At 55.7% G+C, this 23,000-nt stretch carries 13 protein-coding genes; 9 read left to right on the top strand and 4 right to left on the bottom strand.

Annotated elements, in window-relative coordinates; all coding sequences use genetic code 11:
• Positions 1-12: 12 nt before the first annotated feature.
• From nirB to ACJ9N4_RS10795, 3 genes are all read left to right on the top strand, one after another.
• Positions 13-3,999 carry a nitrite reductase large subunit NirB gene (gene nirB, locus ACJ9N4_RS10805; protein WP_411500467.1) on the top strand — a complete coding sequence of 1,329 codons (3,987 nt, stop codon included), beginning with the start codon at positions 13-15 and terminating at the stop codon, positions 3,997-3,999.
• Complete coding sequence (locus tag ACJ9N4_RS10800) at positions 3,996-6,482, top strand: molybdopterin-dependent oxidoreductase (RefSeq protein WP_411500466.1); 2,487 nt, start codon at positions 3,996-3,998, stop codon at positions 6,480-6,482. Before nirB ends, ACJ9N4_RS10800 begins: the two co-directional genes overlap by 4 nt.
• 152 nt (positions 6,483-6,634) lie before the next feature.
• Positions 6,635-8,041: a YchO/YchP family invasin gene (locus tag ACJ9N4_RS10795; RefSeq protein ID WP_182274526.1), complete on the top strand. Its 1,407-nt coding sequence runs from the start codon at positions 6,635-6,637 to the stop codon at positions 8,039-8,041.
• 2 nt (positions 8,042-8,043) lie between these two features.
• Here ACJ9N4_RS10795 and narL read toward each other — a convergent pair whose 3' ends face one another.
• Together narL and narX are read right to left on the bottom strand one after the other, a co-directional pair.
• Positions 8,044-8,694, bottom strand: coding sequence for a two-component system response regulator NarL (gene narL, locus ACJ9N4_RS10790; protein ID WP_003856701.1), 651 nt, complete (start codon positions 8,692-8,694; stop codon positions 8,044-8,046).
• The gene (gene narX / locus ACJ9N4_RS10785; RefSeq protein WP_182919941.1) at positions 8,687-10,483 is read right to left on the bottom strand and encodes a nitrate/nitrite two-component system sensor histidine kinase NarX; all 1,797 of its coding nucleotides are present in this window, start codon (positions 10,481-10,483) and stop codon (positions 8,687-8,689) included. Before narX ends, narL begins: the two co-directional genes overlap by 8 nt.
• Before the next feature lie 310 nt (positions 10,484-10,793).
• On the opposite strand from narX, the gene ACJ9N4_RS10780 reads away from it, so the two are divergent.
• Entirely contained in the window at positions 10,794-12,191 is a 1,398-nt protein-coding gene (locus ACJ9N4_RS10780) for a NarK family nitrate/nitrite MFS transporter (protein WP_182271695.1), read from the top strand.
• Between the two features lie 45 nt (positions 12,192-12,236).
• Here the strand turns inward: ACJ9N4_RS10780 and ACJ9N4_RS10775 are convergent, their stop codons facing one another.
• On the bottom strand, positions 12,237-14,525 hold the full coding sequence (locus ACJ9N4_RS10775) for a patatin-like phospholipase family protein (protein WP_411500465.1): 2,289 nt from the start codon (positions 14,523-14,525) through the stop codon (positions 12,237-12,239).
• Positions 14,526-14,872: 347 nt separating this feature from the next.
• Here ACJ9N4_RS10775 and ACJ9N4_RS10770 point away from each other — a divergent pair, with 347 nt between their 5' ends.
• The 4 genes from ACJ9N4_RS10770 to narI are packed head-to-tail and all read left to right on the top strand — an operon-like array spanning position 14,873 to position 21,532.
• On the top strand, positions 14,873-18,616 hold the full coding sequence (locus tag ACJ9N4_RS10770) for a nitrate reductase subunit alpha (protein WP_182271693.1): 3,744 nt from the start codon (positions 14,873-14,875) through the stop codon (positions 18,614-18,616).
• Entirely contained in the window at positions 18,613-20,148 is a 1,536-nt protein-coding gene (gene narH / locus ACJ9N4_RS10765) for a nitrate reductase subunit beta (RefSeq protein WP_182271692.1), read from the top strand. Before ACJ9N4_RS10770 ends, narH begins: the two co-directional genes overlap by 4 nt.
• Positions 20,145-20,855, top strand: coding sequence for a nitrate reductase molybdenum cofactor assembly chaperone (gene narJ / locus ACJ9N4_RS10760; protein ID WP_182919945.1), 711 nt, complete (start codon positions 20,145-20,147; stop codon positions 20,853-20,855). The genes narH and narJ overlap by 4 nt, the downstream gene beginning before the upstream one ends.
• Positions 20,855-21,532 carry a respiratory nitrate reductase subunit gamma gene (gene narI, locus ACJ9N4_RS10755; RefSeq protein ID WP_182271690.1) on the top strand — a complete coding sequence of 226 codons (678 nt, stop codon included), beginning with the start codon at positions 20,855-20,857 and terminating at the stop codon, positions 21,530-21,532. The genes narJ and narI overlap by 1 nt, the downstream gene beginning before the upstream one ends.
• Here the strand turns inward: narI and ACJ9N4_RS10750 are convergent.
• Positions 21,529-22,425 carry a DMT family transporter gene (locus ACJ9N4_RS10750; protein WP_182920027.1) on the bottom strand — a complete coding sequence of 299 codons (897 nt, stop codon included), beginning with the start codon at positions 22,423-22,425 and terminating at the stop codon, positions 21,529-21,531. The two genes, narI and ACJ9N4_RS10750, sit on opposite strands and share 4 nt — an antisense overlap.
• Positions 22,426-22,532: 107 nt before the next feature.
• Between ACJ9N4_RS10750 and ACJ9N4_RS10745 the strand changes: the two genes are divergently transcribed.
• Positions 22,533-22,976 (top strand): Lrp/AsnC family transcriptional regulator, encoded by a 444-nt coding sequence (locus ACJ9N4_RS10745; protein ID WP_182271689.1) that lies wholly within the window; start codon positions 22,533-22,535, stop codon positions 22,974-22,976.
• Positions 22,977-23,000 lie beyond the last annotated feature (24 nt).

The following is a 23,000-nucleotide window of genomic DNA, read 5'->3' as shown; positions in this document are numbered from 1 at the left end:
GAGGAGGCCACGATGCGACTGGTGATTATCGGTAATGGAATGGCAGCAACGCGGCTGATTGCCTCGCTGACCGAACGTGCGCCCGGTCGTTTCGCCATCACCGTCATCGGTGAAGAGCAGGAGCATGCTTACAACCGTATTCAGCTCTCTCCGGTTCTCGGTGGTGAAAAACAGGCGGCAACGATCCGTCTGCAGGATGACAACTGGTATCGCGAACGCGGCGTCACGGTGCTGAGAGGGGAAAAGGTCACCGCTGTGGATGTGGCGGCGCGGACAGTTCACACCCAAAGCCAGACGCTGTTGTGGGATGAACTGGTCTTTGCCACCGGGTCAATACCCGTTGTGCCGCCAATACCTGGAGGTGATGCGCCGCATGTGTTGACCTTTCGCACGCTTGCAGATACCCGCGCCATCCTCGACAGGTCAGGTCCGGCAGTGGTGTTGGGCGGTGGTGTTCTGGGCGTTGAAACGGCAGCGGCGCTTGCCCTGACTTGTGACAACGTCACCATTGTGCATCGTGGTGCGTGGTTGATGGAGCAACAGCTGGATCAGCAGGCGGGTGTGCTGCTTGAAGAGGCGCTGGCGGAGCGCGGTGTTCGCTGTGAACTGTCGTCAGGCATCACTGCCGTGACGGCCGATTCGGTGACATTGCTGAACGGGCGTCAGCTTCACGCCACGCGCGTGGTGCTCGCCACCGGCGTGCAGCCCTGCATCACCCTGGCAAAAGCCAGCGGCGTTCACTGCGCGCGCGGCATTGTGGTGGATCCGCAGATGCAGACCTCCGCACCGAATATTAGCGCTATTGGTGAATGCTGCGAAATTGACGGCCAGACGTTTGGCCTCGTCGCCCCTTGCCTGGCGCAGGCGGATATCCTCGCGGCCCGACTGACCGGGGAGAAGACTGCACCCTTTGCGCTCAACGACAGCGGGATGCGGCTCAAGGTGACCGGCATGGCGTTGTTCAGCCTCGGGCGTGCCGCCGCGCAGCCCGACGATGTGGTCTGGAGCTCATGGGACCCACTGACGCGCCACTACCGTCGTTTATTGATCCATCGCGGCGTGCTGGCTGGCGTGCTGCTGATGGGGGATTGCCGTAGCGCGGCAACCTTTACCGATTTACTGGCAACGGCAGCTCCTGCTCACGCGGACTGGCTGTTCGATCGTTTCACAACGCAACCGCAGGTTGCAGGACAGAAAGCTATGACAAAACCTACTCTGGTGGTGGTTGGACACGGTATGGTCGGCCATCATTTTCTTGAAGATTGCGTTAGCCGCAATTTGCACCAGCAATACCAGATTGTCGTTTTTGGCGAGGAACGTTACGCCGCCTATGACCGCGTCCATCTGTCTGAGTATTTTGGCGGGCGTAGCGCGGAATCACTCTCGCTGGTGGCCGGGGATTTCTTTGCTGATAACGGCATTGAGCTGCGCCTGTCGCAGCAGGTGGTTGCTATCGATCGTGAGGCTCATGTGGTGCGCACGGCCAGCGGGCATGAAACCCACTGGGACAAACTGGTGCTGGCAACCGGATCGTATCCGTTCGTTCCCCCCGTGCCGGGCAACGATCTCCCGGGCTGTTTTGTCTACCGTACGCTGGACGATCTCGACAACATTGCTGCGCATGCTGAAGGTGCCCGTCGTGGGGTGGTGATCGGCGGCGGTCTGCTCGGGCTGGAAGCGGCAAACGCTCTGAAGCAGCTGGGGCTGGAAACGCATGTGGTGGAGTTTGCCCCCAACCTGATGGCGGTGCAGCTCGACAACGATGGCGCTTCAATGCTGCGTAAAAAAATCGAGGCGCTGGGCGTAGGGGTTCACACCAGTAAAGCCACCACCGAAATCGCCTCAACGGACGACGGGCTGGTATTACGCTTTGCCGGGGGGGAGCAGCTGGAAACCGATATGGTGGTCTTCTCAGCGGGGATTCGTCCGCAGGATGCGCTGGCCCGTAGCAGCGGTTTGCTCACTGGCGAGCGAGGCGGGATCTGCATTGATACGCACTGCCAGACTTCCGATAAAGACGTCTTTGCCATCGGAGAGTGTGCGCTCTGGGAGGGCAAAATTTTTGGTCTGGTTGCGCCTGGCTACCAGATGGCTCGCGTTGCCGCCGCGGCCCTGGCGGGCGAGGAGAAATCATTCGCCGGAGCCGATATGAGCACCAAACTGAAACTGCTCGGGGTGGATGTGGCCTCGTTTGGCGATGCGCATGGCCGTACGCCAGGCGCATTAAGCTACCAGTGGACGCACGGCCCACAGCAAATCTACAAAAAAATTGTGGTCAGCCATGACAGCAAAACCCTGTTAGGCGGTGTGCTGGTGGGCGATGCCAGTGAATACGCCACACTGGTGCAGATGATGCTCAACGGTATCAGTCTGCCAAAAGAGCCAGAAACGCTGATTTTACCCGCGCTCTCCGGCGGTGCGCCAAAAGCACTCGGCGTGGCAGCGTTGCCGGAAAGTGCGCAGATCTGCTCCTGCCATAACGTCAGTAAAGGCGATATCTGCCAGGCAGTGAGTGCCGGTGCGACGGATATCGGGGCCATCAAGCAGTGTACCAAAGCGGCAACCGGCTGCGGGGGGTGTAGTGCGCTGGTAAAACAGGTGATGGAATTCCAGCTTGCGGAGCAGGGTGTGGAGGTGAAAAAAGATATCTGTGAACACTTCCCGTACTCACGCCAGGAGATTTACCACCTGGTGCGCGTCAACCATATCCACACTTTTGAGCAGCTGATTAGCCGCTACGGGCAGGGGCACGGGTGCGAAATTTGTAAGCCGCTGGTGGGGTCGGTGCTGGCGTCCTGCTGGAATGAGTATCTGCTCAAACCGGCGCATCTGCCGCTGCAGGACACCAACGACCGCTATTTTGCCAATATCCAGAAGGACGGAACCTATTCCATTGTGCCGCGCATGCCTGCGGGTGAAGTGACTGCCGACGGGCTGATCGCCATCGGCCAGATCGCGAAACGCTATAACCTGTACAGCAAAATCACCGGTGGGCAGCGTATTGACCTGTTTGGGGCCACGCTCGACCGACTGCCGGAGATCTGGCAGGCGCTGGTGGAGGCCGGGTTTGAAACCGGGCATGCGTACGGTAAGTCGCTGCGTACGGTGAAATCCTGCGTCGGCTCGACCTGGTGTCGTTACGGTGTACAGGATTCCACCGGCCTCGCGGTGAAGCTGGAGCATCGTTATAAAGGCCTGCGTTCTCCGCATAAAATCAAAATGGCGGTGTCCGGCTGTACCCGTGAATGCGCCGAAGCGCAGAGTAAAGACGTTGGCGTTATTGCCACGGACAAGGGGTGGAACCTCTATCTGTGCGGCAACGGCGGCATGAAACCGCGCCATGCGGATCTGTTTGCCAGCGATCTGGATGACGAAACGTTGATCCGTACCGTCGATCGTTTCCTGATGTTCTATGTCCGCACGGCGGATCGCCTGCAACGCACCAGCACCTGGATGGACAACCTGGAAGGGGGACTCGACTACCTGCGTGAGGTGATCCTCAACGATAGCCTGGGTATTGCCCACGAACTTGAGCAGGAGATGGCCCGGGTGGTGGAGACATATCAGTGCGAATGGCAAACCACGCTTAACGATCCAAACCGGCTGGCGCTGTTCCGTACCGCAGTGAACGGCACCACGACGGATGACAGCAAGCGCTGGCAGGAAATTTGTGGCATCGATGATATTCCGAAGCAGGCGGGGATTGGCGCACGGCTGGGACGCAAACACATCGCACTGTTCCGTTTTGGCAAGTCTGTCTATGCCCTTGACGATCTGGAGCCGGGCAGCAACGCAAACGTGCTTTCACGCGGCATTCTCGGTGATGCGGGAGGAGAGCCGGTGGTGATCTCCCCGCTCTACAAACAGCGCATTCGCCTGCGTGATGGTTGCCAGATCGACAATGGTGAACCGGCGGTGCGCGCCTGGCCGGTGAAAATAGAGAACGGCAAGGTGTGGGTCGGTAACGATGCGCTGGTGATGCGGGCGGAGGCATCATGAATGAAACCCGAACAACGTGCCCTTACTGCGGGGTGGGCTGTGGTGTGGTCGCCAGAGTCGAGGACGATAAGATCGCTGTGCGGGGAGATGAAAACCACCCCGCAAATAGCGGTCGGCTTTGCGTAAAAGGTTCGGCGTTGGGTGAAACCACCGGGCTGCAGGGGCGCTTATTGCGTCCCGTTGTCGACGGTCATCAGGTGGAGTGGGGAGAGGCGCTGAGTACGGCAGGCGAACGACTGCGGGAGGTCATCGACACCTGGGGGCCGCAGGCCGTGGCGTTTTACGCGTCTGGCCAGCTGTTAACCGAGGACTATTACGCCGCCAACAAGCTGATGAAAGGGTTTATCGGCGCGGCGAATATTGATACCAACTCGCGGCTCTGCATGTCGTCGGCAGTGGTGGGCTATAAGCGAGCCTTTGGTGAAGACATTGTACCGTGCAGCTATGACGATGTGGAAAACAGCGATCTGGTGGTGCTGGTCGGGTCGAATGCAGCATGGACGCACCCGGTGTTGTATCAGCGGCTGGTACAGGCGCGGCAGGCTAATCCGGAGATGAAAGTGGTGGTGATCGACCCACGCAAAACCGCCACCTGCGATATCACTGACCTGCATCTGGCGCTTACACCCGGCAGTGACGCCGGGCTGTTTGTCGGTTTGCTTAACGTTATCCAGGGCACTGACGTGTGGCCGATGGCCCGCGTGGCGGAGTTTTGTGGCCTGTCGCCGGAAGAGATTGGCACTTTTTACGACTGGTTTCTCACTGCTCCGCGCGCCATCACGCTCTATACGATGGGGATCAACCAGTCCTCCAGCGGCAGCGACAAGTGTAATGCCATCATCAACGTCCATCTTGCCAGCGGAAAATTTGCTAAACAGGGCTGTGGTCCGTTTTCGCTGACCGGACAGCCAAATGCGATGGGAGGGCGGGAAGTGGGCGGCCTGGCGAATCAGCTGGCGGCACACATGAACTTTGAACCGGACGATCTCTCGCGAGTGGCACGTTTCTGGGGAACTGCGCGGCTGGCGCAAACGCCAGGGCTGATGGCGGTAGAGCTGTTTGATGCCATTGCCCGTGGTGAGGTGAAAGCGGTGTGGATTATGGGCACCAACCCGGCCGTGTCGCTGCCGGACAGTCACGCGGTGTGCCAGGCGCTGGCGAGCTGTCCACTGGTGATGGTGTCTGAGGTGATGGAGGAAACCGATACCAGCCGGTTTGCCCATATCCGTTTCCCGGTACTGGGCTGGGGAGAGAAAAACGGCACGGTGACCAACTCTGAACGGCGTATTTCACGCCAGCGTGCCTTCCTGCCTGCGCCGGGAGAGGCAAAACCGGACTGGTGGGTCATCGCTCAGGTGGCGAAACAGCTGGGCTACGGCGAGGCGTTTGCCTGGACACATCCGCAGGAGATTTTTTGCGAACATGCGGCGCTTACGGCATTTGAAAATAACGGCGAGCGGGCGTTGAACCTGCGCGAACTTGCTGCGCTCACCCGCGATGAATGGGATGCTCTGGAGCCATACCAGTGGTCGGCAGGGGATTTTCCGCGTCGGCAGATTGTGCCCGTTGAGCCGACGTCACACGCCGCTACCGTGGATGCACTTTATCCTCTGCTGTTAAACACCGGGCGCATTCGCGATCAATGGCACACCATGACCCGCACGGGGTACGTCGCCAGACTGATGCAACATATCGCCGAGCCGTTTGTCGATATTTGTGCTACCGATGCCACGCGGTTTGCACTGCACGACGGGCAGCTGGCGCGGATCAGCTCACCGCGCGGGGTGATGGTTGCCAGGGCTCGCATCCACGATGGACTGCGGGCGGGGGAGTTGTTTGTGCCGATGCACTGGAATGGGTGTTTCGCCCGTCAGGGAAAAGTGAATACGCTGGTGGAAGGGCGCTGCGATCCGCTCTCGGGTCAGCCGGAAAGCAAACAAACGGCCGTGAGGATCATGCCCTGGCAGCCCGGCTGGCAGGGTGAACTTTACGCCCGCACGCTGCCGGAACTGCCGTCTTCCGTTTACTGGTGGCGCAAAGCCTCACGTCTGACGATTGCAGGTGATAAGCCGCTGCTGGAATGGGTGATGAACTACTGCACGGCCCGGGGCTGGCAGATGCAAATCGCCCAGACCGGCGAACGCAGTAGCGTACTGGCCTGGCATCAGGGTGAGCTGATGCTCGGTTACTGGGAAGGTACAGAACTGCCGGCGCTGGCACATACGTTTATAGAAGAGGCATTTCGTAACGCCCCCGTGCAGCTTGCTGAACGCCATGCGCTGCTGAACGGGCAAAACCCGGGGACGCGCGTGGAGCCGGGGCGGATCATCTGCAGCTGCTTTAGCGTGGGTGAAAATGCAATACGTGAGGCGATTGCCGGAGGGTGTGATTCCGCTGCGGCACTGGGGGCAACATTGCGCTGTGGCACGAACTGCGGATCGTGTGTACCGGAGCTGAAGACATTGATTGGGTCGAGGGGATAAAGGCGTCGGGTGGCGCTTACGCCACATGAAGTACCATCCGATAGTCAGTTTCAGGATATTCCTGAAATTTCCGTTAAGACTGTAATTCACTCCCGATCGCGTTAAGGTATTAAGCGTATTTTCATAAACACAGGTTCTTATTTCCGACGTTGATGGTTGTATCGTCCCGCTTTCGCCCCCTGTTTTTACTCCTCCTTTTTTTGGCCGGAGCCGTTCACGGTGCGCCGGATGCTTTTATGCAACAGGCGAAAAACCCCTTTGATAACAATGGCGACGGTTTACCGGATCTCGGCCTTGCCCACCCTTCGGCTGAAAGGGAAAAACACCTGGCGGAGATGGTAAAAGCGTTTGGCGAAGCCAGTATGACCGATAATGGTTTGAACACCGGAGAGCAGGCGCGTCAGTTCGCATTTGGTCAGGTGCGTGATGCGGTGAGCGGGGAGGTAAACCAGCAGATTGAATCGTGGCTCTCCCCCTGGGGTAATGCCAGCGCGGATTTACTGGTCGATGAAAATGGCAAATTTAACGGCAGCAGCGGACGCTGGTTTATTCCCTGGCGCGACAACAACCGGTATTTGAGCTGGAGTCAGCTTGGCCTGACGCAACAAACGGACGGGCTGGTGAGTCATGCCGGGGTCGGGCAGCGCTGGATAACCGGAAACTGGCTGCTGGGTTACAACACGTTTTACGACAACCTGCTGGATGAAAACCTTCAGCGTGCCGGGTTGGGAGCGGAAGCGTGGGGTGAAAACCTGCATTTATCGGCCAACTACTATCAACCGTTTTCTGGCTGGCGCGAGCATTCCGACATTCAGGAGCAGCGGATGGCGCGTGGATATGACGTAACGGCCAAAGCCTGGCTACCGTGGTTCCATCACCTGAACACCAGCATCAGCCTTGAGCAGTATTTTGGTGACAACGTCGACCTGTTTAACAGTGGAACGGGCAATCACAACCCGATGGCGGTCAATCTGGGGCTTAATTATACCCCGGTTCCGCTGGTCACCCTGACGGCTACACATAAGCAGGGGGAGAGTGGGGTCAGCCAGAATATCCTCGGGCTAAAACTCAACTATCGCTTTGGCGTACCGCTCTTTAAACAACTTTCAGCCAGCGAAGTTGCCACCACGCGTTCTCTTCGCGGTAGTCGCTATGATTCGCCGGAACGGGATAGCTTACCGGTTATGGCGTTTCGCCAGCGCAAAACGCTGTCGGTTTATCTGGCAACGCCGCCGTGGGATCTGAAAGGGGGTGAAACCGTAATGCTGAAGCTCCAGATACGCAGCGCGCGCGGTGTTCGTCAGCTTCACTGGCAAGGGGATACGCAGGCGCTGAGCCTGACGTCACCGGCAAACAGTACCAAAAGCGATGGCTGGAGCGTCATTATGCCTGCCTGGGATGACCGCGAGGGGGCAAGCAACCGCTGGCGGCTGTCAGTGGTAGTGGAAGATGAAAATGGGCAGCGTGTCTCTTCCAATGAGATCACGCTAACGGTGGTGCAGCCGCTTATCGCATTACCGAATGACGATCCCCGGTGGAAGCTGCTGCCGGAGGAGTGACATCAGAAAATACGTTCCTGATGTACCCACACGGCGGCTTCGACGCGGGATTTTAACTTCATTTTCTTCAGCATGTGTTTGACATGCACTTTGACCGTGCTTTCGGTGATATCCAGGCGACGGGCGATCATTTTGTTCGGCAGGCCCTGGGCAATCAGCTTCAGAATATCGCGCTCGCGCGGTGTTAACTGGCTGACGTCACGGTCAGAGGTGGCACGGTTTGCCCGCAGGCTGGCGGCCAGCACTGGCGTTAATGCTTCGCTCAGTACCATCTCTCCGGCGGCAGCCTGTTGTAACGCCTTGAGCAGATCTTCTGGCTCCATATCTTTTAGCAGATAGCCGTCTGCGCCGCGCTTCAGTGCCGTGACGACATCTTCTTCGTGGTTCGAGACGCTAAAGACCACCACGCGGCCAGAAAGTGATTTTTCCCGCAGCTTGTCGAGGGTTTCCAGACCGTTCATGCCGGGCATATTCAGATCGAGTAAGATCAGATCGGGATCGAGGGATTCGGCAAGCTCAATACCCTGTTCGCCATTGCTGGCTTCGCCAACCACGGTGATATCGGGTGCCATGCTGACCAGCTGTTTTACGCCAGTACGCAGCATCGGATGGTCGTCGATCAACAGGATGGATGCCGGTTCCTGATTAGTCATGGTTTTCTCCTTGAGCAGTTGTAAGCGGTTTTTCGGGAATAAAGGTGACCACGACTTCAGTGCCACCGGGCTCTCTCCGACGAACCTGGCAATCACCGCGCAGGCTTTGCGCGCGGTCTCGCATGATAATTAAACCATAGTGGTTAGTTCTTTCGGCATTTTCCGGCACGCCGCAGCCGTTGTCCTGAACCGTGAGCTTCACCTGATTCGTGTGCTGGCTGACGGTTACCGTCACTGCCGTCGCGCCGGAATGTTTGAGCACGTTGCTCAGGGCTTCGCGGGCGATCTGCAATAAATGGATGGCCTGATGGGAAGGGACGAAACGCGGGGGGAGCTGGTAATCCAGCTTCACCGGGAACCCCAGTCGGGCGCTAAATTCTTGACAGCTGGACTCCAGCGCGGGACGCAGGCCCGGTTCGGTCAGCTGCAGGCGGAAAGTGGTCAACAGCTCGCGAAGTTGTACCCAGGAGGTATTCAGCTCGTTGCGGATCTGGCTCAGTAACTGTTTGCTGCTTTCCGGCATGCCCGCATCCTGCATCTGCAGGCAGCTCACCTGCATTTTCATACAGGAGAGCGACTGGGCAATGGAGTCGTGAAGCTCACGGGCGATGGTGGCGCGTTCTTCCATGACGATCAACTGCTGCTGTTTTTCCTGATGCCTGTCGAGCGCCAGCGTGGCCGTTAACTGTTCCACCAGAGTATCTACCAGCTGCTGTTGGTCGTGGCTGAGGTGGCGTCCGGCAGGTAGCGTTGCGAGTAAAATACCGTACTGCGTGTGGCTGTCTGTCAGCCGCCACTTAAGCGTTGTGCCGCTGGTGGTCAGAGGCGGTAAACCGCGTGGGCAAAGGTGACACCCTTTGTCATCGCAGGACATGTCCGACTGACAGGTAAATTCCTGATGATTTTCTTCATCTTCAACGTCGTAGACCCGCAGCTCCAGGTCATGGAGTAGCGTCAGGTTTTGCAGGCCGTTCAGTACCGGAGAGAGCCGCTCGCACAGCGGCACCTGCATATGCAGACGTCGGTTGGCCTGCCACAGGAACGAGAGGATTTCGTTTTTCTGCTCAAGCCCGGCCGTTTTTTCCTGTACCCGTTGCTCCAGCACCGCGTAGCTTTCTGACAGCTCTTCCGACATGGTATTGAGCGCCTGACCCAGCATCGCCATTTCGTTACGCCCGCTGATATGGGTACGCTGCGTAAAGTCTCTTGCCGTCACGGCGCGCGCCATCGCCAGCAGCTGTTTCCACGGATTCAACAGCCGCGCGCGTAGCCAGACGATGGTGAAAATCAGCAGCAGCGCCATGAACAGCGCCATCGCGCGGTGAACCATCACCACGCGGTTAATGCGTAGCTCAGTGGCTTGATCGAAAGAGGAGACCAGCGCATCAATGCGTGAAACGAACCCGGCAACGTCCTGGGCGACGGTGTCGGCGCGTGCAGCCTGTTTTAACCCCGGCTCCAGTTGCGTGTGCCAGTAGTTCTGCAGTGATTTAAGCTGAGACTCTTGTCCGGCGCGAATGGCGGCCTGTTCCAGCGCCGGGCTGAATGCGGTACGCTCCATGTCGTCAACCAGCTTCTGGTCATCCTGCGTCAACGGTACCGACGCCAGCAGACGGTAACTCTGCATGCGTAGTGAACCTGCCTCATTGATGGCATGTGCATTACCCTGTACCCCCTGTACCAGCCAGCCAGAGATAGCCATGCCAGTCACACCGATAGCAGTAGACAGCAAGACAATAAGCGCCAGCTGGTTAACCAGCGTCAACGGGGATAAACATCTTTTTAACATAGAGTTGCCGGGCTCCTGACGTGGCCTGCTTGCAGGAATGGCCGCTATTCTCGTGCATACCCTGGAGTATACCCATACCAATAAAGGATTACCTCTAAATTGCCAGTGGGGTAATGGTCAGGAGGAGGGATGCACAGGGATGCTTCAGTACCGTGAAAAACCACATCTTTTTTACCACCAAAGTCTACCCACTAAGAGTGATGGCTTTTTTTTCGCCGCAAATCCTCCCACTTTTCCTTTGATTTATATCAACTTACCGCCGCCCTAAAACCCTAATGTTTGCAGCATCATTCGAGAATCAGAGGTGTCTATGAGTCACTCATCCGCTCCCGAAAGGGAAAATGGTGCCGTTATTACAGAATGGCGTCCGGAGGATCCGGCGTTCTGGCAACAGCGCGGCCATCGTGTAGCAAGTCGTAATTTGTGGATTTCCGTTCCGTGTTTATTGTTAGCGTTTTGCGTATGGATGCTGTTTAGTGCCGTGGCGGTTAACCTGCCGAAAGTCGGTTTTGCCTTTACCACCGACCAGTTGTTTATGCTGACCGCACTGCCGTCGCTGTCAGGCGCACTGTTGCGTGTCCCTTACGCATTTATGGTGCCGGTCTTTGGCGGTCGTCGCTGGACGGCGTTCAGTACCGGTATCATGATCGTGCCTTGCGTGTGGCTCGGTTTCGCCGTGCAGGATACTTCCACGCCGTTTAGCGTGTTCGTGATGATTTCCCTGCTGTGCGGTTTTGCCGGTGCTAACTTTGCTTCCAGCATGGCAAACATCAGCTTCTTCTTCCCGAAAGCGAAGCAGGGCGGTGCGCTGGGTATTAACGGCGGTCTGGGGAACATGGGCGTGAGCGTGATGCAGCTGATTGCACCGCTGGCGATCTCTGTCTCCATCTTCGCGGCCTTTGGTGGCGGTGGTGTTGAGCAGGCGGATGGGTCTTCCCTGTACCTGCAGAATGCGGCCTGGATTTGGGTACCGTTCCTGGTGGTATTCACTCTGGCAGCCTGGTTCTTTATGAATGACCTGTCTGCGTCGAAGGCGTCGCTGAGCGAGCAGTTGCCGGTACTGAAGCGCGGTCACCTGTGGGTGATGGCGCTACTGTATCTGGCAACGTTCGGTTCGTTTATCGGTTTCTCGGCGGGCTTTGCCATGCTGTCGAAAACGCAGTTCCCGGAAGTACAGATCCTGCATTTTGCGTTCTTCGGTCCATTTATCGGCGCGCTGGCGCGTTCTCTGGGCGGGATGGTGTCTGACCGTCTGGGCGGGACCCGCGTCACCCTCGTGAACTTTGTTGTGATGGCTGTCTTCTGTGCGCTGCTGTTCCTGACGCTGCCGACAGGCGGACAGGGTGGTAACTTCATCGCCTTCTTCGGCGTGTTTATGGTGCTGTTCCTGGCGGCCGGTCTGGGCAGTGCTTCAACCTTCCAGATGATCTCCGTTATCTTCCGTAAGCTGACGATGGATCGCGTGAAAGCGCAGGGTGGAAGTGAAGAGCAGGCAATGCGTGAAGCTGCGACCGATACTGCGGCGGCGCTGGGCTTTATCTCGGCGATTGGCGCGATTGGCGGCTTCTTTATCCCGAAAGCGTTCGGTATCTCCCTGGATCTGACCGGCTCTCCGGCCGGGGCAATGAAAGTGTTCCTCGTCTTCTATATCGCCTGCGTCGTGATTACGTGGCTGGTATATGGCCGTAATACCAAGAAAAACAAGTAAGTTTGATTATCCGTTTGCGCGGCCTCCGGGCCGCGCTTTTTTTTGCTACGACAACATATCTTTTGTAATTGCTTTACCTACCTGCAAACCTAGCTGGTGATAGGCTTCCCATTGTTCCTCATCAAAGAACTGATCCCCTGTTGTTTGCTGTGGAAAATCGCTATGACGTTTTGCATAGCGCTCGGTGTCTAACCCCATGCCTTCCAGTAAGTGGGGTTTGACGACAAGCAATGTCCCTTTCATGGCGGGTTTGCCATCCTGTGCCGGGTAAAAAATGGTTGCCTTAATGAGAGGAGGAGTAATATCGCCTTTTTTTAATGTTGTAACAGCGCTGAATTCAGGGCCAGGAGAGGGGGTAAACACGATAGAAATGGCGTAATCAATCCGCGCTTTACGCACCAGATTTTCCAGATCGTCGAAGATAAACTCGGGGTCTGCGCCGCAGTCGGCAACGACGATGGTTTTAACCCGACGTTTCAGGAGGGGATAAACACCTGTATTTTCGAAATGCCCGCCATCCGAGAGATACCAGTATTCGCTGTTTTTACCGGGAAATTGGGCAAACATTTCGGCGAACAGGGCGGGAATTAAAGACGATTTGTTGGCTTTGGGGGTGAGATTCTTTTCCCAGTAGCCTAACCGGCCGCCAATCAGAAAAAGGATTAATGCCAGCCCCGGAGATGTCAGCGATCCCATTCCTGTTGCGGCTGCGGCCCCTGAGATTGCCACCCATTTTGATAATGTCGAACTCTCCAGTTCGGAAGAGGGCTTTGGAAAAGACGTTCCTGTTTCAAAACCAAATGAACTGACCGTTAACGCAATTCCTTTTCTGTCGGCGTTATAGTTTCCTGAACGGTCGTCTACCGTCTGGTTAATACAACAGGTGATGAGATGAATGGGTCCCTGATTGTTATGCGGCTGATAGTCTTTGAATTGCACGTCATCCATTGGCAGCGCATCGGTGACTTTCTTGATATCACCAGGCTTATGATCAAACCAGTCAATTAATGGGCTTTGCTTAAAACGGTTATTGTGCGAAGAACCCACATTGGCAACCGACAGCCACGCCCGCTCAATACGTGAACGATAGAAGTTATGCAGGGAGCTTAGATTCAGAAATTTGATTATTCGCTCCGGTTTACAGAGATAGCTGAGGAAACCCACGATTGCTAAACCCAACAGTGAGGGGTACAAGGCATAACGGAAAAGAGATGTGTAACTGAGAATATGGATTTCTGCGGCACATACAGTGACCAGCGAAAACAGTAACAAAAGGTAGCCAAGAATGTTGGCACCTTGCGTCAAACTGATTGAGATACGAGGGCCACTTTTTTTCATTTTACTGAGTAATTTTTTTACGCCATTCACTTCCCAGACGGCTTTTAACAGCGCCAGAAGTGTGGGGGGGATCAGCGCATCTGAAACTGAAATTCCTCTGGACCAGAGCAACCCCAGACCATAAATAATCCACAGACACAGGATTACCCCTGCCAGCCACAGGCAGTTTGCCATCGCCCGGGTGAGTTGCTGTCGGAGCGTTCCAGGGTCAGGACTGAGTATTTTCAGTGGGGCGCTAACGCATTTTATATTAATAAGCGTGATAATGAGCAGGGCGATCAACGGAATGTATGGTTGTACAAAATAACCGGGTAATTGGGTTATCCATGCGAACAGCACATAACAAAGCGTCGTAATCGTGAACGCGATTTTTAGCGATTTTTTGGGTTTGTTTACATCAAGTATCCAGTAAGAGAGCGACAGTGCTGCAGAGAAATAGACTGGAATGGCGAGCGCGATAAGCCAGGGGGGCGTTGCCAGTGCTTTGGGCTCTAAGACCAACAGGGTATTCAGGCTGATGGCAATACCGCTCACGACCAGACACATTAATGTCAGGAGAAATAACGACGCCAGGAAAGAGCGGAAAATTTGCGTGATCGCCAGCGATTTGTCGAGAAACCCCGCAGGGGTAAGATACCGGCCATTGTTTCGTAGCCATGCAAGCAAAATGGTGTCATCACTGGCAAGTGATTGCTCTACCGGGCGGTTCGTTGGCGGTAAAGCATATAAACGTCCCAACATGCCCCCTAAATATCCCCCACCTGAGACTGTCGACAGGTAATCTATTTTTTTTAGCAGCCCTTTTTTGGCCAGCGCGCGCACCAGACCCAGACAAAATGTGGCACTGCGAATTCCGCCCCCTGACAGCGCCAGACCCACGGTGCCCGTGTCATCGATTTCATTTAAACCCAGCTCTTTTCGGCGCGTGTTGATAGCTTTATTTTCTATTTCTATGTCAGATGTCTGGACATGAAGGGGGGACGGTTCACTCATCATTAAATCCTGGGTGGGGAATTTGGGATATTTAAAAGAACTCTAGACGATGAAATAAAAAATGAGACTCATGCACTGTTCTTAAACCCCCAAAAATACCTACCACTTAATAACTAATCGTCGTGGGTTTTTACAACTATAGTGATGGATGTTTGTTAAATTCATTTAAAAACAGATGGTTAGAAAATTAAAGTCGCTACTTCTTTGGTGGTATTTCGCGTAACCCTCCATAAAACAGACCCCTCCACCCTTGATCGTTATCAATTCTCCCTCTCTTTCAGGGCGTTACCTTCGCTGCAAATCAGCAATGTCGATTTAGAGAGCCACAGGCTCCACACAGGAGATACCCGATGAGCAAATTTTTGGACCGGTTTCGCTACTTCAAACAGAAGGGTGAAACTTTTGCCGATGGGCACGGCCAGGTTCTGGAGACCAACCGGGACTGGGAAGACGGTTACCGCCAGCGCTGGCAACATGACAAAGTGGTTCGTTCGACCCACGGCGTAAACTGCACTGGCTCATGTAGCTGGAAGATTTTCGTTAAAAATGGTCTGGTAACCTGGGAAATGCAGCAGACTGATTATCCGCGCACCCGTCCGGATATGCCGAATCACGAACCGCGTGGCTGTCCGCGTGGCGCAAGCTATTCCTGGTATCTCTACAGCGCTAACCGTCTGAAATACCCTCTGATGCGCAAACGCCTGATGAAAATGTGGCGTGAAGCGAAAGTCCGTTACAGCGATCCGGTTGATGCCTGGGCGTCTATTATCGAAGATGCCGACAAAGCCAAAAGCTTCAAACAGGCCCGCGGGCGCGGCGGCTTTGTCCGTTCCTCCTGGAAAGAAGTGAATGAGCTGATTGCGGCCTCTAACGTCTACACCGTTAAAACCTACGGCCCTGACCGCGTGGCGGGCTTCTCGCCAATTCCGGCGATGTCGATGGTTTCTTACGCTTCTGGCGCGCGCTATCTGTCCCTGATTGGTGGTACCTGCCTGAGCTTCTACGACTGGTACTGTGACCTGCCGCCGGCCTCTCCGCAGACGTGGGGCGAGCAGACTGACGTGCCTGAGTCCGCTGACTGGTATAACTCCAGCTACATCCTTGCCTGGGGCTCTAACGTTCCGCAGACGCGTACCCCGGATGCTCACTTCTTCACTGAAGTACGCTACAAAGGCACCAAAACCGTTGCGATTACACCTGACTATGCGGAAATCGCTAAACTGTGTGACCTGTGGCTGGCACCAAAACAGGGCACCGACTCCGCAATGGCGCTGGCGATGGGCCACGTCATGCTGCGTGAATTCCACCTGGACAAACCAAGCCAGTACTTTACCGATTACGTGCGTCGTTATACCGACCTGCCAATGCTGGTGATGCTGGAAGAGCGCGACGGCTACTATGCCGCGGGCCGTATGCTGCGTGCTGCTGACCTGGTCGATGCACTGGGCCAGGAAAATAACCCGGAATGGAAAACAGTTGCCTGCAACAGCAACGGCGAACTGGTTGCGCCTAACGGCTCTATCGGTTTCCGCTGGGGTGAAAAGGGTAAATGGAACCTGGAACAACGCGACGGTACGAGCGGCGCGGAAACCGAGCTGTGTCTGAGCATGCTGGGCAGCCAGGACGATATCGCTGACGTTGGCTTCCCGTACTTTGGCGGCGATGGTACCGAACACTTTAATAAAGTTGAACTGCAAAACGTACTGATGCACAAGCTGCCGGTGAAACGCCTGCAGCTGGCCGATGGCTCTACCGCACTGGTGACTACCGTTTACGATCTGACAATGGCCAACTATGGTCTGGATCGCGGTCTGAATGATGAAAACTGTGCCACCAGCTATGACGACGTGAAAGCGTACACTCCGGCCTGGGCGGAGCAGATCACCGGTGTTCCACGCGCGCAGATCACCCGCATCGCACGCGAGTTCGCGGAAAATGCCGATAAAACGCACGGTCGTTCGATGATCATCGTCGGTGCCGGTCTGAACCACTGGTATCACCTCGATATGAACTATCGCGGTCTTATCAATATGCTTATCTTCTGCGGTTGTGTAGGCCAGAGCGGCGGCGGCTGGGCACACTATGTGGGCCAGGAAAAACTGCGTCCGCAGACCGGCTGGCAGCCGCTGGCGTTTGCTCTTGACTGGCAGCGTCCTGCGCGTCACATGAACAGCACGTCTTACTTCTATAACCACTCCAGCCAGTGGCGTTACGAGACGGTTACCGCGCAGGAATTATTATCACCAATGGCGGATAAATCCCGCTACAGTGGCCACCTGCTTGACTTTAACGTTCGCGCTGAACGTATGGGCTGGCTGCCGTCTGCACCACAGCTGGGCACTAACCCGCTGCGCATCGCGGAAGAAGCGAAGAAAGCCGGTATGACCCCGGCGGATTACACCGTGAAATCCCTGAAGGACGGTTCCATTCGTTTTGCGGCTGAGCAGCCAGAAAACGGTAAAAACCACCCGCGTAACCTCTTTATCTGGCGCTCCAACTTGCTGGGCTCATCCGGTAAGGGCCACGAGTACATGCTGAAGTATCTGCTCGGTACTGAAAACGGTATTCAGGGTAAAGATCTTGGCAAGCAGGGCGGCGTGAAGCCGGAGGAAGTGGAATGGCAGGACAACGGCCTGGACGGGAAACTGGATCTGGTGGTGACGCTGGACTTCCGTCTGTCCAGCACCTGTCTGTATTCCGACATCGTGCTGCCAACCGCCACCTGGTATGAAAAAGACGACATGAATACCTCGGATATGCATCCGTTTATTCATCCGCTGTCTGCCGCTGTTGACCCGGCGTGGGAATCGAAAAGCGACTGGGAAATCTACAAAGATATCGCGAAGGTATTCTCCGAAGTCTGCGTGGGCCATCTGGGTAAAGAAACGGACGTGGTTACCCTGCCAATTCAGCACGACTCCGCTGCCGAACTGGCGCAGCCACTGGACGTGAAAGACTGGAAAAAAGGCGAATGTGACCTGATCCCGGGTGTGACGGCACCGCACATTATTGCGGTTGAACGTGATTATCCGGCGACATACGAGCGCTTTACCTCTATCGGCCCGCTGATGGAGAAAATCGGTAACGGCGGTAAAGGCATCGCCTGGAATACCCAGAGCGAAATGGATCTGCTGCGTAAGCTCAATTACACCAAAGCAGATGGCCCGGCGAAAGGCCAGCCAATGCTGAACACCGCAATTGATGCTGCAGAGATGATCCTGACCCTGGCACCAGAAACCAACGGTCACGTGGCCGTGAAAGCATGGGCGGCGCTGAGTGAGTTTACCGGGCGTGATCACACGCACCTGGCAACGAATAAAGAGGAAGAGAAAATCCGCTTCCGCGATATTCAGGCTCAGCCGCGCAAAATTATCTCCAGCCCAACCTGGTCAGGCCTGGAAGATGAGCACGTGTCTTATAACGCCGGTTATACCAACGTTCACGAGCTGATCCCCTGGCGTACCCTGTCCGGTCGTCAGTCGCTGTATCAGGATCACCAGTGGATGCGTGATTTCGGGGAAAGCCTGCTGGTTTACCGTCCGCCAATCGATACCCGCTCAGTGAAAGGGGTGATGGGCAAGAAATCCAACGGTAATCCGGAAAAAGCGCTGAACTTCCTGACACCGCACCAGAAGTGGGGGATCCACTCCACCTACAGCGACAACCTGCTGATGCTGACGTTGTCCCGTGGTGGCCCGATTGTGTGGATGAGCGAAGCGGATGCCAAAGATCTGGGTATTGAAGATAACGACTGGATCGAAGTGTTCAACAGCAACGGTGCGCTGACGGCCCGTGCGGTAGTGAGCCAGCGTGTACCCGCCGGGATGACCATGATGTACCACGCGCAGGAACGTATCGTTAACCTGCCGGGTTCAGAAATCACCGAGCAGCGTGGCGGTATTCACAACTCCGTGACCCGTATTACGCCAAAACCGACCCACATGATCGGCGGTTATGCGCAGCTGGCCTACGGCTTTAACTACTACGGCACCGTAGGGTCAAACCGCGATGAGTTTGTGGTGGTTCGTAAGATGAAGAATATTAACTGGTTAGACGGCGAAGGTAATGACCAGGTACAGGAGAGCGTAAAATGAAAATTCGTTCACAAGTCGGCATGGTGCTGAATCTGGATAAATGCATCGGCTGTCATACCTGCTCAGTCACCTGTAAAAACGTCTGGACCAGCCGTGAAGGTATGGAATACGCCTGGTTTAACAACGTAGAAAGTAAACCAGGCACTGGCTTCCCGACCGACTGGGAAAATCAGGAAAAATGGAAGGGCGGCTGGGTCCGCAAGATCAACGGTAAACTGCAACCGCGCATGGGTAACCGTGCAATGCTGCTGGGTAAAATCTTCGCCAACCCACATCTGCCGGGTATTGACGATTACTACGAGCCGTTTGATTACGACTACCAGAATCTGCACAACGCGCCGGAAAGTAAACACCAGCCGATTGCCCGTCCACGCTCACTGATCACCGGTCAGCGCATGGACAAAATCACCAGCGGGCCGAACTGGGAAGAAATTCTGGGCGGCGAGTTCGAAAAACGCGCCAAAGATCAGAACTTCGAAAACATGCAGAAAGCCATGTACGGTCAGTTCGAGAACACCTTCATGATGTATTTGCCGCGCCTGTGCGAGCACTGCCTGAACCCGGCGTGTGTAGCAACCTGCCCGAGCGGAGCCATCTACAAGCGTGAAGAAGACGGTATCGTACTGATTGACCAGGACAAGTGTCGTGGCTGGCGCATGTGCATCACCGGTTGCCCGTATAAAAAGATCTACTTCAACTGGAAGAGCGGTAAGTCAGAGAAGTGCATCTTCTGTTATCCGCGTATCGAAGCGGGTATGCCAACCGTCTGTTCCGAGAGCTGCGTAGGCCGTATCCGTTACCTCGGGGTGCTGCTGTACGATGCTGATGCAATTGAAAATGCGGCCAGCACCGAGAACGAGAAAGATCTGTACCAGCGTCAGCTGGACGTGTTCCTCGATCCGAACGATCCGAAAGTGATTGAGCAGGCGCTGAAAGACGGTGTCCCGCAGAGCGTGATCGACGCGGCACAACAGTCTCCGGTATACAAAATGGCGATGGACTGGAAGCTCGCTCTGCCGCTGCACCCGGAGTACCGCACGCTGCCGATGGTCTGGTACGTGCCGCCTCTGTCTCCGATTCAGTCTGCTGCTGACGCGGGTGAACTGGGCAGCAACGGTATTCTGCCAGACGTAGAAAGCCTGCGTATTCCGGTTCAGTACCTGGCGAATCTGCTGACCGCTGGCGACACCCAGCCAGTGCTGCTGGCGCTGAAACGTATGCTGGCAATGCGTCACTTTAAACGTGCGGAAACCGTTGATGGCGTTAACGACACCCGTGCGCTGGAAGAGGTCGGTCTGACTGAAGCGCAGGCGCAAGAAATGTACCGCTATCTGGCGATTGCCAACTATGAAGATCGCTTCGTGGTACCGAGCAGCCACCGTGAGCAGGCGCGCGAGGCCTTCCCGGAGAAAAGCGGTTGTGGCTTCACCTTTGGTGATGGTTGCCACGGTTCAGATACCAAATTCAACCTGTTCAACAGCCGACGCATCGACGCCCTGGATGTGACCAGCAAAACGGAGCCGCACCAATGATTGAACTCGTCATTGTTTCGCGTCTGCTCGAGTACCCGGATGCTGCGCTTGCGCAGCATCAACAGGAACTCTTTGATGCACTCGCGTCATCTGAAAACCTGGATAAAGAAGATGCCCGGTCACTGAGCGCTTTCCTGCGCGACCTGCTCGCGCGGGATCTTCTGGATGCACAGGCTGACTACAGCCAGCTGTTTGACCGTGGCCGTGCGACGTCGCTGCTGCTGTTTGAACACGTTCACGGCGAATCCCGCGACCGTGGTCAGGCGATGGTTGACCTGATGGCACAGTACGAGCAGCACGGTCTGCAGCTTGACAGCCGCGAGCTGCCGGATCATCTGCCACTCTATCTGGAGTATCTGGCCCAGTTGCCTGAAGAAGAGGCGCTCGGTGGTCTGCAGGACATCGCACCGATTCTGGCTCTGCTCGGTGCGCGCCTGAAGCAGCGTGAAAGTTGCTATGCGGTGCTGTTCGACCTGCTGGTGAAGCTGGCGAAAGCGGCTGTCGACAGTGAGAAAGTGGCGGAAAAAATCGCGGATGAAGCCCGTGATGATACGCCTCAAGCGCTGGATGCGGTCTGGGAAGAAGAGCAGGTGAAATTCCTGGCTGACCAGAACTGTGGCGAATCTGAAATCTCAGCTCACCAGCGTCGTTTTGCCGGAGCGGTTGCCCCGCAATATTTGGAAATCTCTAACGGAGGACAGCACTAATGCACTTCCTGAATATGTTCTTCTTTGACATTTACCCGTATATCGCGGGCACCGTGTTTCTGGTGGGAAGCTGGCTGCGTTATGACTATGGTCAGTACACCTGGCGTGCTGCCTCCAGCCAGATGCTGGATCGCAAAGGGATGAACCTGGCGTCCAACCTGTTCCACATTGGGATCCTGGGGATTTTTGCCGGTCACTTCCTCGGTATGCTGACTCCGCACTGGATGTATGAAGCCTGGCTGCCAGTCGAAGTGAAGCAGAAGATGGCGATGATTGCGGGCGGTGCCTGTGGGGTGATGACGCTGGTGGGTGGGCTGCTGCTGCTGAAACGCCGTCTGTTCAGCCCGCGCGTACGTGCCACTACCACCGGGGCAGATATCCTGATCCTCTCGCTGCTGATGGTGCAGTGTGCGCTGGGTCTGCTGACGATCCCATTCTCTGCTCAGCATATGGACGGCAGCGAAATGATGAAACTGGTCGGCTGGGCGCAGTCGGTGGTGACTTTCCACGGCGGTGCTTCTGAGCATCTCGACGGTGTGGCATTTGTCTTCCGTGTACATCTGGTGCTGGGGATGACGCTGTTTGTGCTGTTCCCGTTCTCCCGTCTGGTTCATATCTGGAGCGCGCCAGTCGAGTACCTGACGCGCAAATACCAGATTGTTCGTGCCCGTCGCTAATTCGTTGTTTTGATCCCAACCCCGCACTCGCGGGGTTTTTTTTCGCCCCAGCCCAGGTTGTTGCCTGCTGCCGCAAACAGAATCAGCGCACCACCTGCCAGTTGCGTGATGTTCAGCGAATGTCCAAATACCAGGTTATCGACAATGATTGCCACCACCGGATAAATGAATGACAGGGAACCCGTGATTGGCGTCGGGAGTTTCTGAATGGCGCTGTACAGCAGTTGGTACATGATGCCGGTGTGGACAATGCCCAGCGTTAATAAAATCGGCCACGTAAAGTCGCCCGAGAAGGCAGGTATCTGCGCCAGCGGCAGCAGCATCACCACGCCGGTTAGCACCTGGATAAAGGCGATATGCTGCGGTGCAATGGACCTGAGTTTGCGGGTAATGATTGCTGTCAGCGCGTAGAAGAAGGCGGCTCCCAGCGCCAGACCGATACCGGTGAACCATTCGCCACTGTGCGCGCCAGTTAACTCGCTGGAAAGCAAAATGACCACGCCGCCGAAAGCGAGGAACAGCCAGCCCCATTTTACCAGGCTGACGCGTTCGCCTAACAACATCCCCATCATCACCAGCATAAACGGTTGGGTGTTATAGACCACGGTAGAAAGGCCAATCGAGATGCGTTCGTAGGCTGCGAACAGCAGTAGCCAGTTCACCACTAACGCAATGCCGCCGAGAACGGCCAGCAGCAGCGTGATTCGGGTCAGCGGACTGAATGGCTTGTTACTCATCCGGATAAAAATAAAAAGAGCGATAGCGCCGATAAAACAGCGCCAGAACACCACTTCGGTCACCGGCAGGCCGGAGAGTAAAACAAACGCTCCGATAGAGCCGGAAATTAACATCGCCAGGCTCATTTGCCATACGCCTTTTTGCAGATCACGCATCATCCACCTCCTGATTAATGATGCTATTGTCGAAAAAGTCTGCCGGGTTTTACAGGGGTGATATAAGGTGAAATACATTAATGGCTTTTTAAAATCAGGTGAAAACGATGGAATACCTTCCCGATGATATCGACCGGCAAATTTTAACCTGCCTGGTGGAGGATGCGCGCGTGTCGCTGAAGGTGCTCAGCGGGCGTATTGGATTGACATCGCCCAGCACGGCGGAGCGTCTGAAAAGGCTGGAAGAGCGCGGCGTAATTCAGGGTTATGGTGCGCGGGTGAATCTGGGGGCGCTAGGGTATACGTTGCAGGCGCTGGTGCGCGTGCGGCCTTTGCCGGGGTTGTTGCATAAGGTGGATAAATACATTCAGGCCATGCCGGAGTGTATTGAGAGCGATAAGGTGACCGGGGAAGATTGTTTTGTTATCAGGCTGGTTGTGCGGTCGATAGAGCAGCTTGATACACTGCTGGATGGCCTGGCGGAGCACGCCCAGTGCAATACGTCGATTGTGAAAAGTTCACCAGTGAAGCGCCGGTTACCGCCGATGTAGTCGTCTGTGTTTGGGTTTATTCAG

This window comes from Enterobacter sp. LM3, assembly GCF_046622475.1.
Lineage (GTDB): Bacteria > Pseudomonadota > Gammaproteobacteria > Enterobacterales > Enterobacteriaceae > Enterobacter > Enterobacter cloacae_P.
Note: the sequence above shows the minus strand (reverse complement) of the source record. Positions and strands in the feature narration are given on the sequence as shown.